This is a genomic window from Empedobacter sp. ULE_I140, from assembly GCF_053482575.1.
On record NZ_JBQMTX010000001.1, the window covers coordinates 1,582,657 to 1,595,827 of the forward strand.

Below are 13,171 nucleotides of genomic sequence, written 5' to 3' on the forward strand. Positions count from 1 at the left end.
TATATCAATGAAAAGATTAAAACCATTACTTTCTATAGCGATTGTAGCATTGATAAGTTCAGCTAATGCTCAAGAAGTTATTGCACTTAAAGATGCAGTAAATTTTGCACTAGAAAACAAAGCAGATGCTAAACGAGCAGATTTGGCAATCAAAAAAGCCGAATACAAAATTGATGAAGCTAGAGCAGGAGCTTTGCCTCAGGTAAATGCCAATGGAGGTTTGCAATATAATCCAATTGTACAAGAAATGGCGTTGACAATGGGAGGACAAACAACTGTGATCAAAATGGGACAACCATGGAATTCGAGTTTGGGTGTAACGGTAAACCAAACATTGTTCGATCAACGTGTTTTTACAGGTTTGAAAGCCGCGAAAACAACACGCGAATTTTATCAGGTAAATGCAGATTTAACTGACGAACAAATTATTGAGCGTGTAGCGAATGCGTATTATCAAGTTTTTATTCAAGAAGAAAAATTAAAAACGATTGAAAAAAGTTACGAAAACACAAATAAAGTTCGAAATGTAATCAAAAGTTTAGTGGATAATGGTTTGGCAAAACCAATTGATTTGGACCGAATTGTTGTACAATTAAATAACATTTCTTCTTCGCGTCAACAGTTGGTAAATGCAGTTGAAATCAACAAAAATGCATTGAAATTTTATATGGGTTATACAATTGAGAAACCAATTAATTTAGCAGTAGAAACTATTGCGCCAAATTTAGTTTTGTTGGAAGATCAAATAGATGTTGAAAATAGAACAGAATTTAAAGTTTTATCAAAACAAAAAGAATTGTTAGATTTTGCTAAAGAAGCCGAGCGTGCGAATTTATATCCAACAGTTGGTTTAGCTGGAAATTATGGATTGCAAGGTTTTGGCGAAAAATTTATTACGTCGAAAAGTTACATCTGGTCAGATTTGGCTTCGATAGGTTTGAGTGTTAAAGTTCCGATTTTTTCGGGTGGAGCTACAAAAGCAAAAATTAATCAAGCAGAAATTGATTTGTTGGATATCGAAGAACAAATGAATGACACAAAACTTGGTTTGAGTTTAGAATATCAAAATGCAAAAGCACAAATAGAAAATGCATTGAAAAGTGTCGATATTCAAGAAGAAAATGTGAGTTTGGCAGAGAAAGTTTTAGCAAATACTCAAAATAATTACCAACAAGGTTTAGCTAATTTGACAGAAATTTTAGACGCAGAAAATGCGTTGACAGACGCTCGAAATAATTACTCAAATGCTTTATTAGAATATAAAATTGCAGAAATAGCATTAATCAAAGCAAAAGGAGACTTAAAAACATTAATTCAATAATAGAACCGATTTATGAAATCAGTAAAAACTTTACTTTATATATTAATTGCTGCTGGCTTGATTGGTGGAGCAGTTTACATAATCAAAAATAACAAAGCGAAGCAAGAAAAGGAAGTTGCGATTGTAAATGCTAATAACGATGAGGTTGTGGTAAATACAATTAAAGCAAAATACGAAAGCTTAAATACAGATTATACGTCAAACGGTACATTTGCGCCATTTCAGGAAATGAGTTTTCCTTCAGAAATTTCAGGAAGAATTGTTCGTGTATTGGTAGATGAAGGTAGTTATGTTTCTGTTGGTCAAACATTGGCAACAATCAAAAAAGATGCAATTGAGGTTGATGTAACTCAAGCACAAAATAATCTTCAAAATGCGATTATAGATAATCAACGTTACGAAAATGCGTACAAAACTGGAGGAGTAACAAAGCAACAATTGGATAATTCGCGTTTGCAATTAAAAAATGCAAGAGCAGCGGTTTCTGCACAAAATTTACGTGTTCGTGATACCAATGTAAAAGCAACTATTTCTGGTGTGATTAACAAGCGTTACATAGAGCCAGGATCTGTAGTAGCACCGGGTTCGCAAATGTTTGATATTGTTAATGTGTCAAAACTAAAATTACAAGTTACAGTAACAGAAGCTGAAGTTGTGAATTTGAAAGTGGGACAAACAATCAAAGTATTGGCGAGTGTTTTTCCTGATCAAGAATTTGCAGGAAAAATTTCTTTTATTGCGCCTAAAGCAGATGCTTCATTAAACTTTCCAGTAGAAATTCAAGTTTCGAATAATTCTGGTTTAAAAGCTGGTATGTACGGAACGGCAGTTTTCTCGACAAAAGATGATGTAAATGCAGGGAAAAATGTATTGGTTGTTCCAGCGAATGCTTTTGTTAACGGAATTAGTTCTGGACAAGTTTTCGTGGTTGAAAATAATACAGCGAAATTAACGAAAGTTGTGATTGGGAAAACGGTTGGAACTGAAGTTGAAATTATTAGTGGAATTAAAGATGGAGCTGAAATCGTGACAAGTGGTCAGATTAATCTGAAAGATGGAACGAAAGTGAAAGTTGTAAAATAAGAGTAGTTTTTCCATGAAAATAGCAGAAATATCAATTAAACGTCCCACAATGATTATCGTGTTATTCACGATTTTAACATTAGGAGGATTGTTTAGTTATACGCAAATGGGATACGAATTAATCCCAAAATTTGAAACGAATGTTGTTACGATTTCAACGGTTTATCCTGGAGCTTCTCCAAACGAAGTTGAAAATTCTGTAACCAAAAAGATAGAGGATGCGGTTGCAGCCTTAGAAAATGTAAAGAAAGTAGAATCGAAATCTTATGAAAGTTTATCAGTTGTAATGGTGACGTTGAATTCTGATGCAAATGCAGATTTAGCGTTGAATGATGCGCAACGTAAGATTAATGCCATTGAGAAAGATTTACCTGATGATGTAGATCCGCCTTCTTTGACGAAATTCTCGTTAAGTGATTTACCAATTATTACAGCTGGTGTAACGTCTGATAAGTTGACAGAAAAAGATTTGTATGATTTGTTAGATAAAAAAATAGAACCAGTTTTATCGCGTGTGACAGGTGTTGCGCAAGTAAATTTGATTGGAGGACAAGAACGTGAAATTCAGGTAAGTTTAGATCCTGTGAAATTGAAAGGTTATGGATTATCTGTGCCTCAAGTTCAGCAAGCAATCTTAACTTCGAATTTAGATTTCCCAACAGGAAGTGTAAAAACACGTGAAAACTCTACAATTATTCGTCTTTCTGGAAAATATAAATCAGTTGATGAATTAAATAATTTGGTAATTTCTTCGAATAATGGAATTCAAGTTCGTTTATCGGAAGTTGCTTTTGTGCAAGATTCTCAAAAAGAAGTAGAAAAAATTGCACGTGTTAATCAGAGTTCAGCGATTATTGTTCAGGTTGTAAAACAATCAGATGCAAATGCGGTTGCAGTTTCTGAATTGATGAAAGAAACCATCAAAAAAGTTGAAACAGATTATAAGAAAGAAGGACTTAAAATTCAGATTGTAAATGATACGTCTGATTTTACATTGGCTGCGGCAGATCACGTTATTTTCGATTTAGTTTTAGCAGTTGTTTTAGTTGCAATTGTAATGCTTTTATTTTTACATAGTATTCGTAATGCTTTTATTGTAATGGTTTCTATTCCAGCATCGTTAATTGCGACTTTTATCGGAATGTACTTAATGGGGTATACCTTAAACTTGATGTCGTTACTTGGTTTATCGCTTGTTGTAGGGATTTTAGTGGATGATGCTATCGTTGTTTTAGAGAATATTTACCGTCACATGGAGATGGGAAAATCGAAAATTAGAGCATCATACGATGGGGCAAAAGAAATTGGATTTACAGTAACAGCTATTACGTTGGTAATTGTCGTGGTATTCTTACCAATTGCAATGAGTACAGGTTTGGTGGCGAATATTATTGCACAGTTTTGTGTGACAGTCGTTATCGCAACCTTACTATCCTTATTGTCGTCATTTACAATTGTTCCTTGGTTGTCTTCTCGTTTCGGGAAATTAGAACATATCACAGGGAAAAATATTTTTGAGAAATTTATTCTTTGGTTCGAAAAACAATTAATGAAATTTACCCACTTCATTTCTGATATGTTAGAATGGTGTTTAAAATCTACCGTTCGTAGAATTGGAGTTTTTATTGGGGTATTTATCGTTTTATTTGCAGTTATTGGAGTTTTAATGGGAGGAAAATATATTGGTGGTGAATTCTTCCCTAAAACAGATAAAGGTGAATTCTTAGTTCAAATAGAGTTACCAAAAGATGCAACAATAGAGGAATCAAATTTTATGACGCAAAAAGCAGAAAAATTTTTACGTGGTAAAAAAGAAGTTGTTGATATGATTACAACTGTTGGTCAAAGTTCTGAAGGATTTGGAGCAGCACAAGCAACAGCTTATAAAGCAGAAATAGACGTTATTTTAAATGATAAATCAGAGCGTGAAGACAATTCATTTATTTATGCGGCAAAAGTAAAACGCGATTTAGAAAAAGAATTAGTTGGTGCTAAGGTTAAAACTGTTCCAGTTGGTTTAATTGGAGCGGAACAAGCGCCAATAGCGTTGGTTGTGACAGGTCCAAATTTAGAAAGCGCCATGAAATTTGCTGAATTAGCAAAACACGAATTAGAGCAAATTAAGGGTTCTTCGGAAGTGAAATTAACGACAGAAGCCGGAAATCCTGAAATTAATGTGCAAGTTGACCGTGATAAAATGGCTGCTTTAGGATTGAATTTACAAACAGTTGGTTTGACGATGCAAACTGCTTTCTCTGGAAATACAGATGGTAAATTTAGAGCGGGTGAATACGAATATGATATTAATATTCAGTACAATGATTTTAATCGTTCGAATATCGATGATGTTCGTAGTTTGATATTTATGAATGATAAAGGACAACAAATTCGTTTGGATCAATTTGCAACGGTTACACAAAGTTCTGGACCAAGTTTCTTAGAGCGTCGTGATAAAACACCTTCTGTAACTGTGCAAGCGCAATCTGTTGGTCGTACAACGGGTGATATTGTGACTGATTTCAAAAATAGTTTACAAAAAATTGATAGTAAAAAACCAACCGGTGTATCGTATGTTTGGGGTGGAGATGAAGAAAATCAATCCGAAGGTTTTGGTACATTAGGTTACGCATTATTAGCAGCAATTATTTTAGTTTATTTGGTGATGGTTGCTTTGTATGATTCGTTTATTTATCCTTTCGTGGTTTTGTTTTCTATTCCATTATCATTAATTGGAGTCTTTGTGGTTTTAGCTTTAACTAATAATTCGTTGAATATCTTCACGATTCTCGGAATGATTATGTTGATTGGTTTGGTGTGCAAAAATGCCATTTTATTAGTCGATTTTACAAACCATAGAAAAGAAGCAGGAGAAACAACACACAATGCTTTGGTACAAGCCAATCATGCGCGTCTTCGTCCAATTTTGATGACAACTATCGCCATGGTTTTTGGTATGATTCCGATTGCTTTGGCAGAAGGAGCAGGAGCAGAGATGAACAACGGTTTGGCATGGGTTATTATCGGTGGATTAGTTTCCTCATTATTCCTAACCTTAATTATTGTTCCTGTGGTTTATTCATTATTCGATAGTGCAATTCGTCGATTCTCAAAAGGAGAAAAAGTAGATTATGAAGCAGAAATGGTTGCAGATTATGAAGCGCGACAAATAAAAGAAGAATGGGAAGAGTAATCTTTCGTTTTTAGATATTTAATCAAACCCGTTCAGTTTTTATTATTTTAATTGATACATAAAAAAATCCTTGTCAAAGTTCTAAACCTTGACAAGGATTTTTATTTAGTTGAAACTCGTTATTTTGTTAATGCGATGTGCTTGTTGCAGAACTCTAAAATAGACTAATTTTTCGTATTTTGTTGTATGCAAGGACGAAAAGAATTTATTCCTCAACTTTTTTATGAATTAAGTTTAGATCGGCTAGTTCCATCTGATAACTTTTATCGCCAAGTAAATCAAGTATTAGATTTACATTTTCTGTATAGATCCACTCAAAAATATTACGGTACTCAAGGTCAAGAAAGTATAGATCCTGTGGTGTTTTTTAAAATATTGTTAGTGGGTTATTTGAATAATATCAATAGCGACAGAGCATTGATTCGCTATTGTAGCAATTGCTTGGATGTTCGCTTGTTTTTAGGTTATGATCTGAACGAACAATTGCCTTGGCATTCAACCATAAGCCGAACGCGCGCGTTATTTGGCCAAGAAGTTTTCTTGCAATTGTTTCAGTTGGTTTTAAAACTGTGTGTGAATAAAGGCATGGTTTCAGGGAAACGTCAGGCGGTAGACTCTGCCTTTATCAAAGCAAACGCAAGTATGGATTCTCTGGTTGAAAAAGAGGTTCTAAACGATGCTTTTGCTTTTGTGAATGAGTTGGAAGAAAATTCAGAATTCAAAGCATGCAGTGAGTCTAGTCGAACTGTAACATCAACTCGAAAGAAGTTGGTAGAACAACATCATAATTGGAAAAAGGAAGCGTTTAAAGGAATGCCGGGACATGTGAAAACGCTTCAAAAAAATGAAGATGGTGAAGATATTCGTCCAAAGTTTTTAAGTAATCATACCTATTATAGCCCAACAGATCCTGATGCGAAAATCTCGACCAAACCAGGTAAACCACGCCAACTGAACTATGCAGGACAGTTAGCAGTTGATGATAAACACCACGTGATTACAGGAGCTTGTGCTAGTACAGCTGGTAGTAAAGACAGTGCTATCTTTGCAGAAATTATGGATCAAACGATTGAAAATTTTAAACGAAACGAGATTCAAATAGGAGAAGTTTTAGCTGATGCGGGCTATAGTAGCGGTACAAGTTTGCAATATTGTGAAGATCATAACTTAGATGCTTGGATTCCCAACTTTGGACAATATAAACCCGAGCGAGAAGGCTTTATTTTCAATAAAAAAGAAAACCGATACGAATGTATTCAAGAAGGAGGGAATAAAGCTTTTCTGCCTTTCAAACGAACTTTAACAGATAGCAAAGGCTACGAAAAGAAAAGCTATAGAAGTTCGGAAAAAGATTGTGGACAATGTCCTTTACGAGAAAGTTGTTGTGGAAAAGTAACCAAGTTTAAAAAGTTGGAAGATAGCATTCACAAGCCTTTGTACGATAAAATGCATGAAAAACTCACCCAAAATAAAGCGTATCACCGCAGGTTAGTTAAACGTCGAAGTTCTACAGTAGAACCAGTTTTAGGAACGTTGATTAACTTCTTTAACCTAAAACGAATCAACAGCAGAGGAATGTCTAAAGCCAATAAACACGTTTTGATGTCAAGTTTATCTTACAACTTGAAGAAATACCTGCGCTTTATTTTCAAAATCCCGAGTGTTTTAGCCCAAGTTGTTTCCCTAAAACAAGGGAAATACAGCTTTTTACAAAAGTACTCCTTCACAACTTAAAAAAGTGCGTTTTTAAACCCCTATAATTTTACAATTTAATATATTTCCAAAAAATAAACCTCGCTTAAAAAGGCTTAAACGAGGTCATATATTCTGTTTTTACTGTAAATTGGAGTTGTGCAACAGTTACCTATGTTAGCTGCAGTATTTTTATAATGTAGAAAATTTTTTATATAAATATATTTTTTTTGTAATTATTGAAATTATTATTCCGATAATTAATGTATAAAATGAATATAGTAAAGTAGATTCATTAAATGTATTAAAAACCAAAAATACTAATAATATTAAAATTGTAGAAATTATTAAATACAAAAATATGCGATCTGAATATTTCAAAGGGTGTTCCTTAGGTAAGTTATTATATAATTTATTTTTATATTCATCGATAATTAAAGCTTTATGTATTTGATATGATGTTTTAGGATCTATTTTTTGACCAATATAAATTAATACTTCATCAGTTAAATATGCTTCATAAACAATACTTGCTCTTTCCACAAGAGCATTTACATTAACATCTATTTGTTTTTGTATGTGTGGTTTTAACGCATTATAATTATATGGTTTAATTTGTTCCAATGAAAATTTAAATTTATATAAGATACTATGTAGTTTATTGTAATCAATGTTTTCTGGATTCATTTGTATGTTGGTTTTTATATTGCAGCTAACGTTTCGGGGCTTGGCGTCAGTAGCGGAAATTGAAGCGAAAAGTTTCAATTTAGCACAAACGTAGCAAAACCATTTTTTCTATTTGCTAAATTACAAAAAAGAGCAAATAAAAAATGGTTTTGCGGATTAATTGCACAAACCTTGAATTTTGCACTTAACCCGCTCTTTTGCAAAACCTTTGTTGGCAGCTGGGCTTTTATCTATTTCCTTTTGCTCGATTATGCGTTTTACAAAGCATTTCACAGTTTTTAATGTCGGTTGCTCCACCTTTACTCCAAGCAGAAACGTGGTCTGCGTCCATATCTTTTAAAATCCAAATTTTAGTTTTGTTTACGTTGTTACCAACTGTACATAACGGACAATTTGAAGTTCCGTTTTTCTCGGCTTCGGTTGTTTGTTTTGCGTAAACTGATTTTTTGGTTGCTTCGTCAAAAATCCGAACGTCAAGTAATTTATAATCTGTCGAGCCACCCAAAATAAATTCAAAAACTCCTTTTCTGTTTTTTACATAAGAGTCTGCATAAAGTTCACGGACTTGTTCGGATACCTTTTGCGGATTGTAAGGTTGTTTTCGATACGTTTCGTAAAGTCGTCCCCATTCCAAACCTCGCATTTCACTTTCAACATCTGTAAAAACGGTCGAAACCCAATCTATAACGCTATTAAAATATGTTTTTAGTTCGTTGATATTGGTATCAAAGCGATGTTTACTCATATAATCATCAATTTTTCCTTTACTGACCCAATCTAAAGCACGTTCTAAAAACTCTTGTCGATTGGCTGAACCTGAAATATAAGCACTCCATTTTTGAATATTTGCGTTTTGGCTATTGCTAAATTCTTCTTTAGCAAGTGTTACAAAAGGACCTGAATAAACCGCATTTAAAAGCTCCTGTGAATTTAGTGGAACACCTGCAATATTGATGGTTCTAAACCATTCTTTGATTTCAGGTTCTGTTCCCTCACATTCATAAATAAGTAATTTTGTTTGTAATATTTTGTTTTGTAATTCAGGTGCTAAACTGCTAAAATATTGTTGCATTCCGTTGTCGTCTTGGATTGCAAATTTTCCTGTTACAAATCGTCCGATACTTGTAATTCGTTGCTGTCCGTCCAACACTTCAAATTTGTTGTTATCCACTTTGTTGAAGTAAATAAGTCCTAACGGATAGCCTTTTAAAATAGATTCAATAACGGCAACATCACGTTTTCCGTCTGCATAAATGTAATTTCGTTGGTATTCGGGCTGAATGGTCAAAGTTCCCGAAAGTCCAAATAAGCCTTTGCCTTCGAGTTCGTTGTAAACAAAGCCTTCGCAAATATCTTTTATGGTAATTTCTGTTTGTAAAGTTGTTTTCATATTGTACGATGTTTTATGAAAATTCTTTTGAATTTATTTTTTCCATTTATGACACAATGAGGATTTTTCCCATCCCAAATTCCTCCTGAAAATCCCTTTCCGTTATCTTCTGCCATACCAACAATTTCAAATTGCTCGGGAGAATATTTGTCAAGAAAACTAATTGGAACTCCCATAACTCCAGTATAATCGCTTGGAATAGCATCTGTATATGATACTTCAATAGCATCATAATTTTCATATTTTTGGTATTCTTTTCCTTTAATTTCTTTGTGTCTGCTAAATTTTATGTTGTCAGCCATTGTCATTAAAGGCAAAGGTTGGTGTCGTCTTCCGTGGTCAATGTTGGTAAACCAAACCACATTTCTAAACTTTACAAGTCCAGTATCAGGATTGAAAACTCCGTCTGCATAATCATTGTTTACAGGCGAAGAAAAAAAGGCATTTCCTGCTTTAAATCCGTTTCCAAGCCACATTCTATCTTCTTTGATTAGCGGAAAAACTTCTTTGTAGGTAATGGCGTTCATACTTCCGATGATTACAAATTGTTTGTCAGCTTCCACAATCCAATTTAGAAATTCACGAAATAATGAAAATGGTGGATTGGTAACAATGATGTCAGCTTCATCTCTCAATTTTTTGATTTCATTGCTTTTAAAATCTCCGTCACCTTTTAGATATTCCCATTCCAAATCGTTTACGTCAATTTTTCCGTCTCCCGATTTGTCTTTTGTAAGCGTGAAAATTTTGCCGTTTGTTACGGTTTTAGTTTCGTCAAATTGTGGGTCGTTGGTTTCAAATAGGGTAGGCTGGTAGCCACCTTTGAAAGTTTTACTGTCGGGTGCAAAACTTGTACTAATCAGTTTTTTTAGTCCGAAGTTTTCAAAGTTTTGTGCAAAAAATTTTGTGAAGTTGCTCCATTCCGGGTCATCACAAGGAAGTAAAATTGTCTTACCACGAAATACGTTTGGATCGTATTCTAAATATGCGTTGATTTCACGTTCAATATCAAAATATTGCGTATAAAATTCATCGTTTTTTGTGTTTTTCGCTTTTGTTAAGTTTCTGTTGCTCGCTTTTTTGTCCGCCATTTGCCGTTTTCCGATTTACGGCAACAAAGTCAAACGGACTTATTTTTTCGGAATGTTTTTTTTAGCCCCGAGTTCCGTTAGCCTTGCTGCCAACATTGTTTTTTCACGAAACTGATCTAGCTTTTGTTTCGTAAAAAATCACCTATATCTGCATTTCGTAAAATTAGAAGCAAATATAATTATTTTTTTGTAAATAAGATATTTATAAAAACAATATTCATGTATCACGAAATAATTTAATGTAGAATGTAATAATGAATGTATGGATAGCGAAACAAAGTATTCTTGCATCATTTTATTTTTACAATTTCAATTTCCTCCCACTTTTGTTCGTGTTTTCTTCGACCGTTCTTCGACGAGAATGCCGTTTTTCCGAAGATTCGTCGAACAATGGTCGAACAATGGTCGAACAAGACCAAAATTGACCAAAAATTCAACTTCTCTCTAGCTCTTATAAATAGGAGGTTAGCGAGGTTTTTATTTTGTTATATTACTATTATTGTGTAAAAAGCAACTGGACAGAAGTGGACAAATGCGGGCAGAGCAGGGCAAATGCGGGCACAAAATTGTGTTTTTGTAAATGGTGTTGTTTCTGTTGCTAACTTTATGAATATTAACAATAAAAACTTGCAATTATGGCAGAAATTAAAAAAGGAATCCTTGGTGGATTCTCAGGAAAAGTAGGAACTGTAGTAGGCGTTAATTGGCGCGGCAAAGACATTATCCGTAGTTTGCCAAAAAAATCTAAAAGCCAACCTACTGATTTGCAATTGATGCAACAAATCAAATTTAAGAAAATTATTGGTTTTTTGCAACCAATTCGTCTTATTCTTAATTTATATTTTGGGAATAGAGTCGGGCTAAAATCGCGCTACAACATCGCGACTTCTTATATGCTGAACAATGCATTGGAAATGGAGAATGGTTTACCTGTTATTGTATTAGAGCGTGTATTGGTGTCGAAAGGCGATTTGGTTGGCTTTTTACAACCTACGATAGAGACGGCAGGTGGGGATAGTTTCCAAATGAATTGGGAAGATAATTCTGGGCAAGGCAATGCGCAACCTTCGGATTTTGTGAATCTTGTTTGTTATTGCGAGGAACTAAATTCGTTCGAAGTGTTTCAGAATGTTGTAACTCGTGATTCTATGATTATAGATGTTACTTTACCAACGTATTACAATGGCAAAAAAGTGAATTTTTGGGCGTTTCTGAATAGTGAAACAAAGGCTATGGCGAGTACCAGTATTTATCTTGGCGAGTATATGGTTGTGTAAAGGTAGTAGTGAGGTAGTAGTAAAATGAAGTTCGTTGATTGGAGTGATTTTTCGGTACAATACTTTGTTTAACGGCGTAGAAGAGTGAAGAAGAATCGTATCGAAAATAGAATTTTATAGATGTTGTTCAAATTTATTTTGACCACATAGAAACATAGTTTTAGTTGTGATGGCTTATAAAGATTAGTTGAAAATACGAATAGGTAGACTACTAATTGGAAAGCAAAATCATTTGGTTCTATGTTTCTATGTGGTATTTTTTTTGCAAAGTGAATATGTGTTTTTTTTTCAACTTTATGTTTGGTGTAAAATTCTGGGAGAACCTTGCTTGTATTTATGGTTTTAATCCTAAAACTGTTCAACGATACATTGGTTTATTGTCGAACATAATCGATTTGAGTACTCTACAAAAAGTAGGGTGATAGCTAGATTTCGTGTAAAGGAATATTGTTTGTTTGGTAAATATTTGGTTATTAAGTATTTATTTTATAAATTAGTACATCTTAACATCAACTAAATATATGAAAAATGATTTATTTTTACAAAACGATGGAGAGGCATTAAAGGATATGAAGCTCCTGCTGATAGAATTCCAAAAAACTTTTCTACTATTAGAAGAAAATCAGAAATTCTATGATAACGCAGACCTAAAAAGTTTGCTTAACGTGAGTGACAAAACGTTGTATAGGATGAGGAAAACGAATAAGATTCCTTATATAAAATTTGGAAATAAATTTTATTATCCAAAACAGTTCTTTAACCAAATGGCTCTTTGATAAGAGCTTTTTTTATGAGGTGTTGGGAGTGGTTGAGATTTTGTATATTGGAATGTTGTTGAATGAAATATAGAAATGACAACTTTTTTGTAAAACAGGTTTTGTTTATTCTTGTAAAGAAATATTGTTAAGTTTAATTTTGTAAAATGACCCTGACTGATAGTATTGGAAAAATTATAACCGAAATAAAATATTGTTATAACCCAGAAAATAAATATGGATTACAGGAGTTTGAGTCTTTTATAAAAATTGATAATGATAAAGTAATTCAAATTCCTTACTTTCCAACAGAAGAATGGAATGAAAGTGAAACTTTAAAAAAGTTTGAATTAGCAAGGAAAGTTGAATCTAAACCAATAGAATTAATTTTAAATTTAAAAATCATTAATTATCATTTTAAATATTTCGAAAATGAACTTGATGAAATGGAGAAAGCAATAATTGAGCTTGAAAATGGACTATATATTACTGAGAAAAATGGACCATTTGGATTAACTGATGTTGATTTGCATAGTATGCATACAATAGAATTTCTAAAATTAAAGGAAAATATTGAATCAGAATTTGAAATAAAACCTTTAATAATTCAATAATAATATCACTATAGCTAATATTTATTAATAAAAGCTGGTATAGTTTTTAAATAGAAAAAAATATAGTAATA

Annotated in this window: 10 protein-coding genes; 7 read left to right on the forward strand and 3 right to left on the reverse strand. The window is 33.2% G+C overall.

Annotated elements, in window-relative coordinates; all coding sequences use genetic code 11:
- Positions 1–7 precede the first annotated feature (7 nt).
- The 4 genes from ACTS9J_RS07515 (at position 8) to ACTS9J_RS07530 (ending at position 7,328) form a co-directional block, all read left to right on the forward strand.
- On the forward strand, positions 8–1,321 hold the full coding sequence (locus ACTS9J_RS07515) for a TolC family protein (protein WP_448353090.1): 1,314 nt from the start codon (positions 8–10) through the stop codon (positions 1,319–1,321).
- Positions 1,322–1,333: 12 nt separating this feature from the next.
- Positions 1,334–2,404 carry an efflux RND transporter periplasmic adaptor subunit gene (locus ACTS9J_RS07520; RefSeq protein ID WP_221856169.1) on the forward strand — a complete coding sequence of 357 codons (1,071 nt, stop codon included), beginning with the start codon at positions 1,334–1,336 and terminating at the stop codon, positions 2,402–2,404.
- 13 nt (positions 2,405–2,417) lie between these two features.
- The gene (locus ACTS9J_RS07525) at positions 2,418–5,594 is read left to right on the forward strand and encodes an efflux RND transporter permease subunit (protein ID WP_219034226.1); all 3,177 of its coding nucleotides are present in this window, start codon (positions 2,418–2,420) and stop codon (positions 5,592–5,594) included.
- Positions 5,595–5,780: 186 nt separating this feature from the next.
- Complete coding sequence (locus ACTS9J_RS07530) at positions 5,781–7,328, forward strand: IS1182 family transposase (protein ID WP_448353091.1); 1,548 nt, start codon at positions 5,781–5,783, stop codon at positions 7,326–7,328.
- A 150-nt stretch (positions 7,329–7,478) separates the two neighbouring features.
- Here ACTS9J_RS07530 and ACTS9J_RS07535 read toward each other — a convergent pair whose 3' ends face one another.
- From ACTS9J_RS07535 to ACTS9J_RS07545, 3 genes are all read right to left on the reverse strand, one after another.
- Positions 7,479–7,973, reverse strand: a complete 495-nt coding sequence (locus tag ACTS9J_RS07535; RefSeq protein WP_448353092.1) for a hypothetical protein — start codon at positions 7,971–7,973, stop codon at positions 7,479–7,481.
- 226 nt (positions 7,974–8,199) lie between these two features.
- Complete coding sequence (locus ACTS9J_RS07540; RefSeq protein ID WP_448353093.1) at positions 8,200–9,363, reverse strand: GmrSD restriction endonuclease domain-containing protein; 1,164 nt, start codon at positions 9,361–9,363, stop codon at positions 8,200–8,202.
- Positions 9,360–10,454 (reverse strand): adenine-specific methyltransferase EcoRI family protein, encoded by a 1,095-nt coding sequence (locus ACTS9J_RS07545; protein WP_448353094.1) that lies wholly within the window; start codon positions 10,452–10,454, stop codon positions 9,360–9,362. The genes ACTS9J_RS07540 and ACTS9J_RS07545 overlap by 4 nt, the downstream gene beginning before the upstream one ends.
- Before the next feature lie 635 nt (positions 10,455–11,089).
- On the opposite strand from ACTS9J_RS07545, the gene ACTS9J_RS07550 reads away from it, so the two are divergent.
- From ACTS9J_RS07550 to ACTS9J_RS07560, 3 genes are all read left to right on the forward strand, one after another.
- Positions 11,090–11,731, forward strand: a complete 642-nt coding sequence (locus ACTS9J_RS07550; protein WP_115001161.1) for a DUF6266 family protein — start codon at positions 11,090–11,092, stop codon at positions 11,729–11,731.
- 569 nt (positions 11,732–12,300) lie between these two features.
- Positions 12,301–12,507 carry a helix-turn-helix domain-containing protein gene (locus ACTS9J_RS07555; RefSeq protein ID WP_125349309.1) on the forward strand — a complete coding sequence of 69 codons (207 nt, stop codon included), beginning with the start codon at positions 12,301–12,303 and terminating at the stop codon, positions 12,505–12,507.
- A gap of 146 nt (positions 12,508–12,653) precedes the next feature.
- On the forward strand, positions 12,654–13,100 hold the full coding sequence (locus ACTS9J_RS07560; protein ID WP_448353095.1) for a hypothetical protein: 447 nt from the start codon (positions 12,654–12,656) through the stop codon (positions 13,098–13,100).
- Positions 13,101–13,171 lie beyond the last annotated feature (71 nt).

Coding starts and splice junctions, on each gene's coding strand:
- ACTS9J_RS07540 (WP_448353093.1), bottom strand. CDS start 9,363: ATGAAAACAACTTTACAAACAGAAATTACCATAAAAGATATTTGCGAA.
- ACTS9J_RS07550 (WP_115001161.1), top strand. CDS start 11,090: ATGGCAGAAATTAAAAAAGGAATCCTTGGTGGATTCTCAGGAAAAGTA.
- ACTS9J_RS07515 (WP_448353090.1), top strand. CDS start 8: ATGAAAAGATTAAAACCATTACTTTCTATAGCGATTGTAGCATTGATA.
- ACTS9J_RS07555 (WP_125349309.1), top strand. CDS start 12,301: ATGAAGCTCCTGCTGATAGAATTCCAAAAAACTTTTCTACTATTAGAA.
- ACTS9J_RS07535 (WP_448353092.1), bottom strand. CDS start 7,973: ATGAATCCAGAAAACATTGATTACAATAAACTACATAGTATCTTATAT.
- ACTS9J_RS07530 (WP_448353091.1), top strand. CDS start 5,781: ATGCAAGGACGAAAAGAATTTATTCCTCAACTTTTTTATGAATTAAGT.
- ACTS9J_RS07525 (WP_219034226.1), top strand. CDS start 2,418: ATGAAAATAGCAGAAATATCAATTAAACGTCCCACAATGATTATCGTG.
- ACTS9J_RS07545 (WP_448353094.1), bottom strand. CDS start 10,454: ATGGCGGACAAAAAAGCGAGCAACAGAAACTTAACAAAAGCGAAAAAC.
- ACTS9J_RS07520 (WP_221856169.1), top strand. CDS start 1,334: ATGAAATCAGTAAAAACTTTACTTTATATATTAATTGCTGCTGGCTTG.
- ACTS9J_RS07560 (WP_448353095.1), top strand. CDS start 12,654: ATGACCCTGACTGATAGTATTGGAAAAATTATAACCGAAATAAAATAT.